The sequence below is a fragment of the Terrisporobacter sp. genome (assembly GCF_017888745.1).
In the GTDB taxonomy this organism is placed as follows: Bacteria; Bacillota; Clostridia; order Peptostreptococcales; family Peptostreptococcaceae; genus Terrisporobacter.
In genome coordinates this window covers 17378-30759 of the sequence record NZ_JAGHFM010000066.1, presented here as the reverse complement: position 1 = coordinate 30759, position 13382 = coordinate 17378, and the positions used below count along the sequence as shown (strand labels likewise).

Here is a 13382-nt window from a genome sequence, read left to right as displayed (position 1 = left end):
GTTGAATGAATTTCCAATAGACGATATTATTAATGTATATAAATATAAAATTAATAAAATAGAGGGGTGAATGGTAATAATATGAAAATATTGAGTATAATTATGCTTTTATGCAATTTAATATTAGTCTTTATACTCGGAATCATGGCAATATATTCAAATTTAAGAATATTGTATGGGATATTATTCTTATTGTGGTTAATGGTAACACCATTGACTATATTGTTTTGTGTAGATGAAATATTTGAAACTAACTATTGTTTCAAAGTTATAGATAGAATAGATAATATAATTAATAGAGGAGAAAGATAAATTTGAATAAAAGATACTGTGAAGTATGTGGGAGAGAAGGTAAAACATATAAAGGATTGTGTGAGAAGCATAGTGAACAGAAAAAACTTTATGGTGTAGTTTTGGATGATAACTCTAGATGTAAAACAGATCCTAATGAAATAATAAAGTATGATAAACATGCTGAAATTATACTATATGATGATATGCAAGAAGAAGTTAAGGAAAAAGCCATAATAGATATTGAAGATGTGGACTTAGTAAAAGATATTCGTTGGGACAAGAAAACTAAATGTATTGTTGCTAAAATATTAAATAAAGAAATTCCTCTTCAAAATTATATACTAAATACTGATGAGAAAGTATCATTTGTAAGTAAAGACGCATTTGATTGTAGAAAAAATAATATGTATTTAGTTAAAAATGCTAAAAAGAGAAAGAGCAATTACATAATATCTAAGAAAAATAAAAATAAGGTTGCAGTTGAATTTGTAGGAAAAAGTAATAAACAAGTTACGGCATCTTCAATTATGGTAAGTTATCCTATTGGGAATGATAAATATGAAAGACTCTTGGTTGAGTTTGGTCAGAGCCAAGGTGGTAAAAATCTATATGAAGAATATGTAGATAATAAAGAAATAGTTCAAAATGTTACTAGTTATGATAATATAAAAGCAACATTTGTTCTGCATACCCATATAGACCATGTTGGCTTATTACCTTCTTTAGTATCAAATCATATAAATATACCAATAATTACAACTCATGATAATAGAGAGCTACTAGAACCTTTACTGTTAGATGGTTCATACATAATGGACAGAAATGTAAAAGCATTGAATAAAAAGAAATATAAAATAGAACCTTTGTATACGGAATCCGATGTTTATTTAACTATGAATAATATTGTTGAAAAAGCAACGAATGAAGTTCATGTTCTTAATGATAGAGTATCTTATAAATTTATAAATTCAGGACATATATTAGGTAGTTGTCAATTAGTATTGTATATTAAAACATTAAGTGGTAACATTAAAAAGATTCATATTACATCTGATTTAGGTTCTGATTATAATAAAGCTCCATTCGTACAAGACAAAGAAATAGTAACTTCATCAACTGTAAGTATATTTGAAGCAACATATAATAACTTTGATAGAGGATTTAAGTCTAAAAAGGAAGTTGAAAAAGAAAGAATTAAACTTATAAATTTAATAAAAGAAGAATTAAATAAAAATAAGAGAATATTAATAGGATGTTTTGCTCAAGGTAGAAGTCAAAATATGCAGATATTTTTATATGAAGCATTTAAAGACGATCCTACATTTGATATTCCTATTTATGTAGATGGGAAATTATGCTTGCAAATAAATAATGCATATCAAAGTATACTTAAAGATGAAGAAAAGGACTATTTTAGAGAAGTGTTAAGTTGGAAAAATTTTATTTATATAAATGATTATGAAAAAAGTTTAAATACAGCATTAAATAGAGATAAGAAAATAATTCTTAGTGGTGGAGGAATGTTTACACAGGGAAGAATTTTAAATCATTTAAAAACTATGGTTGAAGATAGAGATTCTACTATAATAACTGTGGGATATTGTGGTGAGGGAACTATAGGTAGAGAAATACAAAGAGACGATAATAAGACGATTAAAATAGAAGGATTGGAATATAAAAAGAAATGCAAAGTATATCAAATGAGAACATGGAGTAGCCATATTATGGCTGAAGAAAATATTAAGTATATGTCACAAGTTAGAACTCCTCTGATAATTATACACCATAGTGATGATGGAAAATATGAATTTAGAAACAAGGCTGAAGAGGAATTAAGGAAGAAAAATAACAGTGCTAAGGTTGTATGTGCAGATGATGACAATAGTATTTTTTATATATAGGATATAATCAAGTGAACGGCATAAATATATTTTATGGTAATACAAAGGAAGAATAAATATAAAATTAATAAAATTGTTATTGACAATTGATGAAAATAGGGTTATTATTAAATTAGATAAAGACATAAGATAAAAATCATTACCGAGTAGGGAATAAAATAACTTATAGATAAAATTGGAGGGGTAAAAATGATGAATATAATAGAAATGGAAAAGCTACATTTAGTACGTTTTAAAGAAAGATTAAATGATTTTATAGAAAGAACAAATATAATGCCTACAGATTGTAAATTTCAACTTTATGGTATAAAAATACACGAAGGTTTTGGGGAGCAGTTAGTATATTTTTATAAAAAAATAAAATTAATGAAATATAAAATTAATATAATGTAGGATTGTTAATGAAAGTTAAAGATTTAATTGATAAATTAAAACAATTTGATGAAAATAAAGATGTGGTCATATTTGACATAGATGATTTTTATAGTGATATTATCAATATAGAGGAAGTATTAAAATTAAGCAACATAGGGTATGGTGGTTATGAATGTACTCCTATAGACGATGAGGATACTTTTGAAAGTAACGATATAACGTTTGTCGCATTATATTCAAATTTTGACTTATAGGAGGGTTAAAAAATGAAAAGACTGTTAAACATCAACTTAACAGTCTCAAATTATTAGTTTTGAAATGATCCTTCAAATACTCTTCCATATTTTAAAACTAATTTTATTACAAGATCTAATAAAAATAATTATAATTAAAATAAAAACAGTTGAACATAATAGATCAACTGTTTCTAAAAAAATAAATAAGGAGAAGAGTCATACATCTCATATGCTCTTCATTATTAGTATAATATAATTAAATTAATATGTAAATGGAAATTAAAGGTATTAACAAATAGGGGGGGTTAAAATGCATATAGATATACCAAAAGGAACTATGATAAAAAAGATTGAAGAATTAAACCAGAAAGACTTGATGTTAAAACAAGATATAAAAATTCCTATAAAAGTAAAATTATCATATGAGGTTGATTACAATGAATTGAACATACATGAATGTGATGATAATTTAGAAAGTCTTATGAAGGAAATTCTATTAAGTTTAAGATGTAATTATAATTTTTATGGAAAATATGACGACGAAGAATTATTAACTGAAGGGGCTTTAGATTTGAAAAATAAAATGTTAGAAATACTAGAAGAAGTGGGTGATTAAATGCCGAATGTTAAAATAAGTTTAATTGATTCAAAAACTACAGAAAAAAGATTACCTTATCCTGTGAGTAAAACAATTAAATCGACTGTTTCGAGATATAAAATTGAAGATGTGAACCCACCTTACATTAAGGAAGAAATTAGTATATCAAACAAAGATACGAATATTGACATAATAACTAGGGTTATTAAAGCTATTAATAATATAGAAGAAAAAACAGTTAAATATAATGAGATTTATGCAAAATTAAATAATGAAGAAATCAGAAAAATACTAGCTGAAGAATTAAATAAAATATTAAATGATAAATAAAATTAATAAATAGGAGGAGAATATGAAATCAATTGCGTTTACAGGTCATAGACCAGATAAATTATATGGATATGATTTAGAAAATAATAACTACAAAATACTCAAAACAAGTTTATATAGTCTTTTGAAAAATGAAATAGAACACTTTGACGCAGATACTTTTATAACAGGTGGAGCGTTGGGATTTGATACATTGGTATTTGAAGTTGTAGAAGAATTGAGAGAATATCATGAAGTTTATCAATTATTAGCTATACCTTTTAGAAATCAACCTAATAAATGGCCTAAAAAGAATATAGATAAATATAATCAAATGAAAACAAAAGCTACAAATATATATGTAGATGAACAAAAAGAGGATAAAGATTATTCAGTTAAAGGAACAAGTCCTGGAGAGTATCATCCAGCTAAAATGCAAAAGAGAAATGAGTGGATGGTTGATAATTGTGATATGTTAATAGGTTGTTGGGATGGAGTTAAAAAGGGTGGAACTTGGAATTGTTTAAAGTATGCTAAAAAATTAAATAAAGAAATAGTAATTATAAACCCTAAAACTTTTGAAATTTACTATTTATAATATAGGAGGGTAGTATGGATCTAAAAGAAACTATAATTGCATTTGAATCATTAGCAAATGATAAACCTATACATAAAAACATATTTATAGACTTTGGAGAATTAGCAGGATGGCTTAAAGAATTAGAAAGTTATAGAACTACATATAAACAACAATGTCAGGAGAAAGTATCATTTGAGGGCTTAAAAGAGTTTGAATTTAAATATTGTGCTAAGTATGAGATAGTTGATAATTGTGAAGAATGTGAGTATTATAACAAAGGTTGTGTTAACAAACTTATTGATGATAACTTTATATTTACAAAATTAATAAAATAAACGAAAGGTTTATGAGTGGTGAATAAAGATAAGTTAAATAAAGCAATTGAATTACAAGAACAAATTAAAGAGTTGGAAAGTTTTCTTTTATTTATGGATAGATGTAAAAAGGGAAATTTAACAGTTAAATCTTCTAAATTTAAATATTTTAGTTTTTCAGGTATTGAAAAGACACTTGAATTAAATGATAGATTATTATTTAGAATGTTGCTTGACATAAAAATTGAATTAGATGATTTAAAATCTCAGTTTGAAAATTTATAAGGAGATGTATATGAAGAAAACTAAATTTAAAGTATATGATTATGATACAAATACAATGTATACTCAAGATGATTTAATAATAACATTTGATTCAGTAGGAGAGGATGTATATGTTTATAGGAATGGTTCAGTAGAACCGTTATATAGATATGAGTTGCTACAATATATAGGTTCAAATGATACATTTGATAATGAAATATATGAAGGGGATATAATTAAAAGAACAGATTTAACACCAACAGCACGATTTTATGGGAAAGAAGAAATAGGGGTTGTTAAATATGAAAATGCTCAGTTTGTGTTAAAGATATCAGAACATGATTATTATGAAATTAGTCATGATGGAACTTTTCATATTAATATGTCTGATTATGAAGTTATGGGCAATATTTATGAAACATCTGAAATTTTACAAAGTAACAACATTGAAAACTAGTGATTGCAATAAGTTTAGAGTTAGGCAATAGAAATGTTCTTTTATTGGGTTAGGAGGGTATTATGAATAAAGAAAAATTTATTGAGTGGTTACAAGAAAAGAGTAACAATTTATTAGATGTAATTACGATAGAAGAGTTAGATGATCCGATAACTTCTGCTCATCTTAGAGCATCTATAGTTACACTATTAGAAATTAAAAAACTTATAGATAGTGGTAAGTTCGATTAGATTGGAGATGTTAATATGTGTGAGCATAAATGGATATATCAAATGTCTAACTATAAGTGTGAAAAGGTAGGATATTATACGACTGAATATTACAGAATAGATACTTATTATTGTGAGAAATGTTGTGAAATTAAAGAAAAGGTAAATCAATGTGAGTCAAGAAATATAAGGGATGGTAAACCTTATTGGTGGAAATAAATTTATAGAACAATTTATTTAATTGAGAGGAGGTATAGCATGGCAATAAACATCAAAACAGTAAATATAGAAAAAAGCATGGAGGCACAACTGTTTTATTGTGTCGAGACGATGAAGGATATTACATTAATGTATCTCAAGAACATAGAGAAGTCGTCACAGTAGCTAGAGATATAAAAAATTTAAATGATACTAAAATTGAATTTTTAAATGTAGTGTGGGAGATTAGTTAAGATGAAATATTCATTGGTAACAATATATGAGAAGTATTTTGGAGGAGATTGTTATGAGTATAAAATGTAATAAATGTGAAAATAAAGTTTTTGATAGCAATGCTTATTTAAAGATATCAGAAATGGAGCGACAACAACAAGATAAAGTAAATCAACTTGCTAAGAAAATTAAAGGTTTAAAAAGTACAGACGAACAATTACATGAAGGTGCTTTATTAATAGCAGAAAAAATGGTATTGCAAGCAATTCAACAATGTAAAAATGCTTTATAAATTCAATTATAGGGAGAAATTATATGAAAGTTATATATGAAAAATGGTGGAATAATGGAAACAAAGTATTTTCAATAACTAATTATAAAAAATCTTGGAAAGCAGTAGGTAATAAACCATTATTCAGATTTAGAACGAATGGAGCGAGAAAGTCAAAAGGTCATAAATGTTTAGATGTGAACTTAGAAATAGGATATACAGTATTTAATTATTGTAATTTTAATTTGCAGGGGAATTAGGAGGATAAGAATGAAAATAGATATAAATGAAAACTGTTTAGAACAGATAGTTACAGTTAATGGAAGGGGATTTAAAGTATCAATTTGAAAATTTATAAGGAAAATTAATATGAAAAGTATAACTTATTACGATTGGGGAACAGATACTAAAATAGCTAATGAAATAAATGAATTCATATCCAAAGTTGTAGTGCATGATATTAAAATAGCTATGAGTGAATCACATGAAATGATGGTTATTATGTATGAGGAGTGTGAATTAAATGAGTTTTAGTGATAATTTTATAAAAATATTAGATGCTTTATGTGAAAAATTTGGTATAGCAGTGGATTGGACTTCTGCGAATGTTATGCCGTATTTACAAGATTTAGGATCTAGGTTAGTAAAATATGAAATATTTACAAGTGTAGCATGGATTATTTTAACTTTAATTATTCTTATTGCTGTTAGTTTAGTATTTAAATATTTCTATAAAAAGTACAAAGATGAAAAGGAAAACCATAAAGGTTATGGGAATGCTCCTTATGAAATACCTACTTTTATATCAGCAATATTTTTAGGAATTACAATATTCGTTTCTGTGATACTTGTTCCAATAGAAGTATTTGATATAATCGAGGCTTCAACTTTACCTGAAAAAGTCATTTTAAGAGAAGTACAAGAATTGATGGATAATAAATAAGAAGAATGATATGAAAAAGAAAAGAATAAAAAAGCCGAAAACATTTGAGCAATATATTGAGTGGCTTATTCAAGAAGGTTATACGAAAGAAAATGGAGAGCCAATTAAATGCGAAAAATGTGGTTGTAAAAAATTTAAGAATGAAAACTATTATTGTGGAGAGTCATGGGTTGAAGAATATACAGTGAAATGCAAAAGTTGTGGAACAATAGTTGGACATTGGGCATATGGAAATTGGCAAATATAAATGTTATTTTATTAAGGAGGTAAGCTATGATAGGTGTTCAATTTAAAAGATTTAGTGGGGAATATAAAGTTGATTGTGAAAGTTGTGGAAGTGAAATTATAAAAAATCAGCCTTTCTTTGAGTTATATTTTAAAGATATTCATCAAACAATACATATTTGTGAGGATTGTGGAAATGATTTACAAAATGATATATCTAATGAATATTGTAGTAAATTTGTAGATTTAGGATTATAAATAAAATGATTAATTTATAAGGAGAATATTATGAACTGTAAAATACAAATAGTGACGGATAGTACAAATTATTATATATATGTAGCATACCTTGATTGCAGTAAAATTATTCACAGAGATTTAATTAATAGATATGATACAAGTCTTTATAGAAATGCAGTTAAAGAAGTTGTCAAGCATATTTTTAAATATAAATCGCTAGGAATTGATGTTGAAATAAATAAAGAGAGAAATATAAACAATATGTGGAACTTAGATAAATTAATGAAAGCATTGGAGTTTTAAATAGAACGATTATTTAATTATATAGGAGTGGTAGAGATGAAAAAAGATTTAGCTTTATATATACTTGTAAATAAAGATATAGAAATATCTAAAGGTAAATTACCCAGTCAAATAGGTCATGCAATATTTAGATATATAACATCTCAAAAAGGCAAAGAAGATAAAAATTTAGAAGAATATTTAAACATAGACGACAATAAAAGAAGAATAATTGCATTAAGTTGTCCTTCTTCCAGGTTGGAATCTTTAGAACAGAAAGGATATCCTGTACAAAGAGATTTAGGATTAACTGAACTTTCTCCAAATACATTAACTACAGTTTGCTATGGAGTATTGGATAGAAATGTTTACAGAGATGATAGGTTGAATAGTAGTGAAGTCACCTGTGAAATCCCAAAATGGTTAAAAAGATTAAGACTTTATCAATAGTATAGGAGGTATAGAATGAGTAATATAACATTATTGATATTAGAGGTATTCTTTGGAGCATTTACTATAAATGGTTGTTTAAAATTTTATATGAAGAAAGCAGGAGGATTATTGCCAATTCATTTAGTTATGTGGTTTATTTCAGCTATAATATTTGCCATAACAAGTGGATTGATATTTGGATAAAAGTTTTATTGTAGGAGAAAAATATGAAAATAAATACAAACACATTAATGAGATATGCTAAAGTATTTGAAAATTATTTCGATTGTGGTTTATGTTTAGAGGATTTTGCAATAGGAGATGTATATGATGAAAATTGGTTTAGAATACCTATATGTGAAAAATGTTTACAAAAATTAAATAAAAAATAAAATTTATTGAATGAGGCGATAAATATAGATGATTTACTTATTTATTACGATGTTTTTTATAATTATATTTTTATGTGTAGTTATATTAGAATTATTGTGGAAACTGAATTAAATATTTTCACAAGAAAAAACAAACCTATTTAAATTGATTTTAAGGCATCTGTAAAATATTCATTGATATTTTATACCATTAAATCAGTACAATGGAAAATAACGATTCATGCAAAATTTATATTTCTTAATGAAACTCCTTGTTTATTGTGTTACATTAAAATAAAAATAGAAAATGTGTAAATTTCAACGTTTTATACTGTTTTTATAAAAAATAATGTACTTCAATAATTGTAATGATACTATTAATGTAATATAATATAAGTAGTAAAGGAGAGATTTGAGATGAAATTTGTTCAACCAATTAGAGACAAAAATGTTTTAAATGACTTTAAAAAAGAATTATTGAAGATAAGTTATAGAGATTATATGTTATTTACTATAGGTATTAATACAGGATTAAGAATAGGTGATCTATTATCGTTAAAAGTTGAAGATGTTAGAGCAAGAACTCACATAATAATTACTGAGCAAAAAACAGGTAAGTACAAAAGATTTTTAATTAATGATATGTTAAGAATTGAAATTAATAAATACATAGAAGGAATGAGACAAGAAGAATATTTATTTAAAAGTAAGAAAACAGATAAACCTATTTCCAGAGTCCAAGCCTATAGGATATTGAATAAAGTTGCAGATAAATTAGGTATAGAAGAAATAGGATGTCATAGTATGCGTAAGGCATTTGGATATTTTCATTATCAACAATATAAGGATGTAGCAATATTGCAAAGTATATTTAATCATTCGTCCCCAAGTATAACTTTAAGGTATATAGGGATCATGGATGATAATAAAGATGAGACAATAAAAGATTTCTATATCTAAAAATGACCGATTTAAAGCGATTTTAAGGGTGTTCAAAATCATTCATTGATAGTTTATACCTTTAAAATCAATCTTATCTAATGAAAAATTAATAAAATTTTCAAAATGTTGTATCATATTTATAGTATTATGCTATAATAATATTAAGAGGTGATATAAATGAAAGTAAAGGTTGTAACGAAAGAAAATATATATAAAGTTGCAGATAAAAATACAGTTGATAATGAAGTATTTCATAATGTAAAGCAAGTTGATGATAATATATGGTATTTATTTCTTAATGGATATCAAATAGCTGAATTATGGGATCAAGGTAAAATTGTATATTATCCTGAAACACAAAGGGGTACAAAAATAAAAAAATTAAAAAATGGTGAAGTTAAATCTGTTGCTATATGCAATGAGAAAAATATAAAAGAAATTCAAAGTGCTATGAAAGGTGAAGATGATAAGAAATTTTATCCTTCACAAATAACATTAAATTTATTAGAGCAAAACAATGAAGTAGTTACTTATAATTCTGAAGATAAAACTCTTGAATTAACTGGTGTACTTACAATGTTAGATGGAAATCATAGAACTAGAGCAATGCATAGACTATACTTACACAGCAAAGTATTAGGTGAAGATTGTGGGTATAAGGAAAAATTAGAAAAATTAGAATTTCCTATATTGCTTACACATTTTCAACCTGACGAAGCCAAATCTGTATTTAGTCAATTTGCTAAGGGACTAAAAATATCAACTTCTAAAGCAGAAAGTTTCGATATGAGTAAAGCAAGCAATAGGATAGTTAATAAATTAAATAATTATGGTTCATTAAAAGGAATGATTGATGAAAATAAAACTTCTATATCTAAAAATGATGAAAAGCATATTGTTACATTTGCTACATTAAATAATGCAATAAAAGAATCATTTCCTATTATACAGAGTCAAAAAGAAGAAAATGATATTTATGAATTTTTAGATTTATTCTTCAAAAAATTAAAAGAAATTTTCCCAGAAATGATTAGTTATGAACTTAGAAGTTTAAGTAGAGAGTATTCTTTAATATGTGAAAACATCACATTCTATGGATATTTAGCTATAGCAAGGCTTTTATATGTAAAAAGATTCCAAAATACTTGGGAAGATGAATTAAAAAATATAAAAAAAATTGACATGGATAAAGAATCAGAGCTTTGGACTGCTATTATTCGCCCAGGTAAGACTGGACTTGTGATGATTAATAATAAGCAAACAAGATCTATATTATCTAAAATACTTGAAGAAGAATTTTATAAAGTTCAATAATATTGATAAAAAATATAAATAGTTTAAAATAGCTATTGACATTATTTAGTTAATAGCTTATTATTTAAATATAAAATTAATAAAATAGAGAGGTGATAAAATGGCAGAAAATATAATTTGTGTAATCTTAGGTTTTATAATTAGCAATATCATATTTGAAATAAAAGAATGCATGAGAAAGGGGTGATTTATTGGAGTAAATATAGAAAGCCTATTAACAAAATACCATAAGTTGCAAAGACATATTTACAATGTAGTTCAAGATAATCGCTGTATAGGTAGAGATGATATCATTGACGAAATTGAGTTATTACAACAATCAGAAGAAGAATTTGCAATAGAGTTAGAAGATTTACAAATTGACTTAAAAGGAGGTACGAATGAGGTGTAAAAAATGTATTGTTTTTATCTTGGTATGTTTAATTTCAATAATATATAACTATAAAATTAATAAAATAGTTACAGCAGACACTGAAAATGATATTGGAATAAAACATAAAGTAGTTGAAAAACCAAAAGAAATATCAAAAGAAGAAAAAGAATTAAATTATTGGAGTGAAGTTACAGGTGAAGAAGTTTCTAAAGTAACTGAAATAGAATGTAAATTATCATTTTACACCAGTTTAGCTAGTGAAAATGCAGGATATGAAAATTTAACAGCAAGTGGTTCAGCATTATATCCTGGAGTAATCGCCAACAACATGTATCCATTTGACACAGATATTTATATTGAAGGATTTGGAGTATGTCAAGTTAAGGATCGTGGCGGTAAAGGATTATCTACATATAATAATTTCGATGTTTATATACCTAGAAATTATGGTGAAAGTGATTTAGATTATTACAATAGAGTAAATGATATGGGAATTAAAACTGTAAAAGGTTATATTTTAGAATTTAATTAGGGGGACAATTTTTATGAATAATTGGAAAATGAATGAATTACAACAGGCTATATGGAGCAATAAATATCAACATGAAAATGAAACATTTGATAAATGGATTGAAAGAGTTAGTGGAGGAGATCAAGAAGTAGCAAGGCTTATTAGAGAACAAAAATTTTTATTTGGTGGAAGAATATTATCAAATAGAGGCCTTGATAAACTAGGGAAAAAGGTAACGTATTCAAATTGTTATGTGTTGCCCCAAGTAGACGACTCAATAGAAGGTATATATAAGACTTGTTCGGATCTGGCTAGAACATTTTCATATGGTGGAGGAGTAGGGATAGATATATCTAAACTAAGACCAAAAGGTGCTAAAGTTAATAACGCTGCAAAGACAACTACTGGTGCTTGTAGTTTTATGAATACATTCAGTGATGTTACAGAAACAATTGGACAAAATGGTAGACGTGGGGCTTTAATGATTTCAATAGATATAAACCATCCAGACATAGAGGATTTTATAGATATAAAAACAGACTTAAACAATGTAACTAAAGCCAATATATCTGTAAAAGTAAATAATGAGTTTATGGAAAAAGTAATTGGCTTAGACAATAATCCAATGTATAAATGTAAATTTATAATAAGCACTACTGGAGAAGAAATAGTTAAAGAAGTAAATGCAAAGGATTTGTTTATGAAATTATGTAAGAATAATTGGGATTATGCAGAACCAGGAATATTATATTGGGATAACATTGCTGACTATAATATAGTAAGTGAAGATGAAGAGTTTGAATATTCGGGAGTTAATCCATGTGCTTTAGTGTAGTCTTGGGCGCAGTTTAAAAATTGGGGTGTATCGGTGAACCCTAAGTTGTTTAATTGAATAAGAGTGCTTGTAGTTATGAAAAGAATAGAGTTTGATTTTAATATTTCTGACAGATATGAATACTATATAACTGAAAATGGAGAGGTATTCAAAGTTGATACAAGAAATGGTAAAACTACAGAATGCTTTTACCATATTGCTCATGGTTATAAAAGAATAAGAGTCACGGATATCAAAACTAATATCAGACGTTACATTAGGGTTCATAGATTGGTAGCAATGTATTATGTACATAATCCTTATCCTGATGACTATAACTTAGTTAACCACAAAGATGGGGACAAATTAAATAACAATTATAAAAATTTAGAATGGTGTAATACTAGCATGAATACTCAACACGCATATGATAATGGGTTAATAAAAGATAGAGGAGGTTGGATTAGCACTCCATATTCGAAAAGATTCCATAATTAATAAAATTAAACAATAAGGGAATACCGAGGGCAATAATATCTAATATTGTCCGTAGAGAGTAGGAGATGAGCGTTAATATGAAAGCAATAATTCTCCCAAGAGCCTCCAACACAATAAGTATAATAGCTTGTTCGCATAGCTTAGATAAAGTTCTAAGGTGAAAATGTACTCCGAACTAGAGTGGAATAGACCACTAG

Annotated in this window: 29 protein-coding genes; all 29 read left to right on the top strand. The window is 26.2% G+C overall.

Annotation, left to right across the window (positions count from 1 at the left end):
- The first annotated feature begins 81 nt into the window (after nt 1-81).
- The 29 genes from J7G74_RS03055 to J7G74_RS02915 all read left to right on the top strand — a co-directional run bounded on the left by J7G74_RS03055 (nt 82) and on the right by J7G74_RS02915 (nt 13185).
- Nucleotides 82-312, top strand: a complete 231-nt coding sequence (locus J7G74_RS03055) for a hypothetical protein (protein WP_297131789.1) — start codon at nt 82-84, stop codon at nt 310-312.
- Nucleotides 313-314: 2 nt separating this feature from the next.
- On the top strand, nt 315-2195 hold the full coding sequence (locus J7G74_RS03050) for an MBL fold metallo-hydrolase (protein ID WP_297131786.1): 1881 nt from the start codon (nt 315-317) through the stop codon (nt 2193-2195).
- Nucleotides 2196-2384: 189 nt separating this feature from the next.
- Nucleotides 2385-2588 carry a hypothetical protein gene (locus J7G74_RS03045; RefSeq protein WP_297131784.1) on the top strand — a complete coding sequence of 68 codons (204 nt, stop codon included), beginning with the start codon at nt 2385-2387 and terminating at the stop codon, nt 2586-2588.
- A gap of 8 nt (nt 2589-2596) precedes the next feature.
- On the top strand, nt 2597-2824 hold the full coding sequence (locus tag J7G74_RS03040; protein ID WP_297131782.1) for a hypothetical protein: 228 nt from the start codon (nt 2597-2599) through the stop codon (nt 2822-2824).
- 292 nt (nt 2825-3116) lie between these two features.
- Nucleotides 3117-3422 carry a hypothetical protein gene (locus J7G74_RS03035; RefSeq protein ID WP_297131779.1) on the top strand — a complete coding sequence of 102 codons (306 nt, stop codon included), beginning with the start codon at nt 3117-3119 and terminating at the stop codon, nt 3420-3422.
- Entirely contained in the window at nt 3423-3734 is a 312-nt protein-coding gene (locus J7G74_RS03030) for a hypothetical protein (RefSeq protein ID WP_297131776.1), read from the top strand. It abuts the gene before it with no gap.
- Nucleotides 3735-3756: 22 nt separating this feature from the next.
- On the top strand, nt 3757-4311 hold the full coding sequence (locus J7G74_RS03025; RefSeq protein WP_297131774.1) for an SLOG family protein: 555 nt from the start codon (nt 3757-3759) through the stop codon (nt 4309-4311).
- A 14-nt stretch (nt 4312-4325) separates the two neighbouring features.
- Nucleotides 4326-4628 (top strand): hypothetical protein, encoded by a 303-nt coding sequence (locus tag J7G74_RS03020; protein WP_297131771.1) that lies wholly within the window; start codon nt 4326-4328, stop codon nt 4626-4628.
- Between the two features lie 15 nt (nt 4629-4643).
- Complete coding sequence (locus J7G74_RS03015; RefSeq protein ID WP_297131768.1) at nt 4644-4892, top strand: hypothetical protein; 249 nt, start codon at nt 4644-4646, stop codon at nt 4890-4892.
- A gap of 10 nt (nt 4893-4902) precedes the next feature.
- Complete coding sequence (locus J7G74_RS03010; protein WP_297131765.1) at nt 4903-5328, top strand: YopX family protein; 426 nt, start codon at nt 4903-4905, stop codon at nt 5326-5328.
- Between the two features lie 62 nt (nt 5329-5390).
- Complete coding sequence (locus J7G74_RS03005; protein WP_297131762.1) at nt 5391-5558, top strand: hypothetical protein; 168 nt, start codon at nt 5391-5393, stop codon at nt 5556-5558.
- A 15-nt stretch (nt 5559-5573) separates the two neighbouring features.
- Nucleotides 5574-5756 carry a beta-glucosidase gene (locus tag J7G74_RS03000; protein WP_297131760.1) on the top strand — a complete coding sequence of 61 codons (183 nt, stop codon included), beginning with the start codon at nt 5574-5576 and terminating at the stop codon, nt 5754-5756.
- 98 nt (nt 5757-5854) lie between these two features.
- Nucleotides 5855-5989, top strand: coding sequence for a hypothetical protein (locus J7G74_RS02995; protein WP_297131757.1), 135 nt, complete (start codon nt 5855-5857; stop codon nt 5987-5989).
- Nucleotides 5990-6042: 53 nt separating this feature from the next.
- Nucleotides 6043-6261 carry a hypothetical protein gene (locus J7G74_RS02990; RefSeq protein WP_297131754.1) on the top strand — a complete coding sequence of 73 codons (219 nt, stop codon included), beginning with the start codon at nt 6043-6045 and terminating at the stop codon, nt 6259-6261.
- A gap of 23 nt (nt 6262-6284) precedes the next feature.
- Nucleotides 6285-6500, top strand: coding sequence for a hypothetical protein (locus tag J7G74_RS02985; RefSeq protein WP_297131751.1), 216 nt, complete (start codon nt 6285-6287; stop codon nt 6498-6500).
- A 109-nt stretch (nt 6501-6609) separates the two neighbouring features.
- Nucleotides 6610-6774, top strand: coding sequence for a hypothetical protein (locus tag J7G74_RS02980; protein ID WP_297131749.1), 165 nt, complete (start codon nt 6610-6612; stop codon nt 6772-6774).
- On the top strand, nt 6764-7183 hold the full coding sequence (locus J7G74_RS02975; RefSeq protein WP_297131746.1) for a hypothetical protein: 420 nt from the start codon (nt 6764-6766) through the stop codon (nt 7181-7183). Before J7G74_RS02980 ends, J7G74_RS02975 begins: the two co-directional genes overlap by 11 nt.
- A gap of 10 nt (nt 7184-7193) precedes the next feature.
- On the top strand, nt 7194-7430 hold the full coding sequence (locus tag J7G74_RS02970) for a hypothetical protein (protein WP_297131742.1): 237 nt from the start codon (nt 7194-7196) through the stop codon (nt 7428-7430).
- Nucleotides 7431-7456: 26 nt separating this feature from the next.
- On the top strand, nt 7457-7666 hold the full coding sequence (locus tag J7G74_RS02965) for a hypothetical protein (RefSeq protein WP_297131739.1): 210 nt from the start codon (nt 7457-7459) through the stop codon (nt 7664-7666).
- Between the two features lie 30 nt (nt 7667-7696).
- Nucleotides 7697-7951 carry a hypothetical protein gene (locus J7G74_RS02960; RefSeq protein ID WP_297131736.1) on the top strand — a complete coding sequence of 85 codons (255 nt, stop codon included), beginning with the start codon at nt 7697-7699 and terminating at the stop codon, nt 7949-7951.
- Nucleotides 7952-7987: 36 nt separating this feature from the next.
- Nucleotides 7988-8380 carry a peptidyl-tRNA hydrolase gene (locus J7G74_RS02955; protein WP_297131733.1) on the top strand — a complete coding sequence of 131 codons (393 nt, stop codon included), beginning with the start codon at nt 7988-7990 and terminating at the stop codon, nt 8378-8380.
- Between the two features lie 15 nt (nt 8381-8395).
- Complete coding sequence (locus tag J7G74_RS02950) at nt 8396-8566, top strand: hypothetical protein (RefSeq protein WP_297131730.1); 171 nt, start codon at nt 8396-8398, stop codon at nt 8564-8566.
- A 23-nt stretch (nt 8567-8589) separates the two neighbouring features.
- Nucleotides 8590-8754 carry a hypothetical protein gene (locus J7G74_RS02945; RefSeq protein WP_297131727.1) on the top strand — a complete coding sequence of 55 codons (165 nt, stop codon included), beginning with the start codon at nt 8590-8592 and terminating at the stop codon, nt 8752-8754.
- A 396-nt stretch (nt 8755-9150) separates the two neighbouring features.
- Nucleotides 9151-9693, top strand: a complete 543-nt coding sequence (locus tag J7G74_RS02940; RefSeq protein ID WP_187294853.1) for a site-specific integrase — start codon at nt 9151-9153, stop codon at nt 9691-9693.
- A gap of 159 nt (nt 9694-9852) precedes the next feature.
- The gene (locus J7G74_RS02935; RefSeq protein ID WP_297131722.1) at nt 9853-10989 is read left to right on the top strand and encodes a DNA sulfur modification protein DndB; all 1137 of its coding nucleotides are present in this window, start codon (nt 9853-9855) and stop codon (nt 10987-10989) included.
- 232 nt (nt 10990-11221) lie between these two features.
- Nucleotides 11222-11380: a hypothetical protein gene (locus J7G74_RS02930; RefSeq protein ID WP_187294851.1), complete on the top strand. Its 159-nt coding sequence runs from the start codon at nt 11222-11224 to the stop codon at nt 11378-11380.
- Complete coding sequence (locus J7G74_RS02925) at nt 11370-11894, top strand: hypothetical protein (RefSeq protein ID WP_297131718.1); 525 nt, start codon at nt 11370-11372, stop codon at nt 11892-11894. The genes J7G74_RS02930 and J7G74_RS02925 overlap by 11 nt, the downstream gene beginning before the upstream one ends.
- Before the next feature lie 13 nt (nt 11895-11907).
- Nucleotides 11908-12708: a hypothetical protein gene (locus J7G74_RS02920; RefSeq protein ID WP_297131716.1), complete on the top strand. Its 801-nt coding sequence runs from the start codon at nt 11908-11910 to the stop codon at nt 12706-12708.
- Between the two features lie 75 nt (nt 12709-12783).
- Nucleotides 12784-13185 carry an HNH endonuclease gene (locus J7G74_RS02915; RefSeq protein WP_297131713.1) on the top strand — a complete coding sequence of 134 codons (402 nt, stop codon included), beginning with the start codon at nt 12784-12786 and terminating at the stop codon, nt 13183-13185.
- Nucleotides 13186-13382: the final 197 nt, after the last annotated feature.

Excerpts from the sequence above, each read along its gene's own strand:
- J7G74_RS02940 (WP_187294853.1), top strand. The coding sequence starts at position 9,151 with ATGAAATTTGTTCAACCAATTAGAGACAAAAATGTTTTAAATGACTTT.
- J7G74_RS03030 (WP_297131776.1), top strand. The coding sequence starts at position 3,423 with ATGCCGAATGTTAAAATAAGTTTAATTGATTCAAAAACTACAGAAAAA.
- J7G74_RS02980 (WP_297131749.1), top strand. The coding sequence starts at position 6,610 with ATGAAAAGTATAACTTATTACGATTGGGGAACAGATACTAAAATAGCT.
- J7G74_RS02950 (WP_297131730.1), top strand. The coding sequence starts at position 8,396 with ATGAGTAATATAACATTATTGATATTAGAGGTATTCTTTGGAGCATTT.
- J7G74_RS02915 (WP_297131713.1), top strand. The coding sequence starts at position 12,784 with ATGAAAAGAATAGAGTTTGATTTTAATATTTCTGACAGATATGAATAC.
- J7G74_RS03020 (WP_297131771.1), top strand. The coding sequence starts at position 4,326 with ATGGATCTAAAAGAAACTATAATTGCATTTGAATCATTAGCAAATGAT.
- J7G74_RS02955 (WP_297131733.1), top strand. The coding sequence starts at position 7,988 with ATGAAAAAAGATTTAGCTTTATATATACTTGTAAATAAAGATATAGAA.
- J7G74_RS02945 (WP_297131727.1), top strand. The coding sequence starts at position 8,590 with ATGAAAATAAATACAAACACATTAATGAGATATGCTAAAGTATTTGAA.
- J7G74_RS02990 (WP_297131754.1), top strand. The coding sequence starts at position 6,043 with ATGAGTATAAAATGTAATAAATGTGAAAATAAAGTTTTTGATAGCAAT.
- J7G74_RS02970 (WP_297131742.1), top strand. The coding sequence starts at position 7,194 with ATGAAAAAGAAAAGAATAAAAAAGCCGAAAACATTTGAGCAATATATT.
- J7G74_RS03025 (WP_297131774.1), top strand. The coding sequence starts at position 3,757 with ATGAAATCAATTGCGTTTACAGGTCATAGACCAGATAAATTATATGGA.
- J7G74_RS03035 (WP_297131779.1), top strand. The coding sequence starts at position 3,117 with ATGCATATAGATATACCAAAAGGAACTATGATAAAAAAGATTGAAGAA.
- J7G74_RS02935 (WP_297131722.1), top strand. The coding sequence starts at position 9,853 with ATGAAAGTAAAGGTTGTAACGAAAGAAAATATATATAAAGTTGCAGAT.
- J7G74_RS02925 (WP_297131718.1), top strand. The coding sequence starts at position 11,370 with ATGAGGTGTAAAAAATGTATTGTTTTTATCTTGGTATGTTTAATTTCA.
- J7G74_RS02960 (WP_297131736.1), top strand. The coding sequence starts at position 7,697 with ATGAACTGTAAAATACAAATAGTGACGGATAGTACAAATTATTATATA.
- J7G74_RS02965 (WP_297131739.1), top strand. The coding sequence starts at position 7,457 with ATGATAGGTGTTCAATTTAAAAGATTTAGTGGGGAATATAAAGTTGAT.
- J7G74_RS02975 (WP_297131746.1), top strand. The coding sequence starts at position 6,764 with ATGAGTTTTAGTGATAATTTTATAAAAATATTAGATGCTTTATGTGAA.
- J7G74_RS03045 (WP_297131784.1), top strand. The coding sequence starts at position 2,385 with ATGATGAATATAATAGAAATGGAAAAGCTACATTTAGTACGTTTTAAA.
- J7G74_RS02920 (WP_297131716.1), top strand. The coding sequence starts at position 11,908 with ATGAATAATTGGAAAATGAATGAATTACAACAGGCTATATGGAGCAAT.
- J7G74_RS03010 (WP_297131765.1), top strand. The coding sequence starts at position 4,903 with ATGAAGAAAACTAAATTTAAAGTATATGATTATGATACAAATACAATG.
- J7G74_RS02985 (WP_297131751.1), top strand. The coding sequence starts at position 6,285 with ATGAAAGTTATATATGAAAAATGGTGGAATAATGGAAACAAAGTATTT.
- J7G74_RS03040 (WP_297131782.1), top strand. The coding sequence starts at position 2,597 with ATGAAAGTTAAAGATTTAATTGATAAATTAAAACAATTTGATGAAAAT.
- J7G74_RS03000 (WP_297131760.1), top strand. The coding sequence starts at position 5,574 with ATGTGTGAGCATAAATGGATATATCAAATGTCTAACTATAAGTGTGAA.
- J7G74_RS03055 (WP_297131789.1), top strand. The coding sequence starts at position 82 with ATGAAAATATTGAGTATAATTATGCTTTTATGCAATTTAATATTAGTC.
- J7G74_RS03005 (WP_297131762.1), top strand. The coding sequence starts at position 5,391 with ATGAATAAAGAAAAATTTATTGAGTGGTTACAAGAAAAGAGTAACAAT.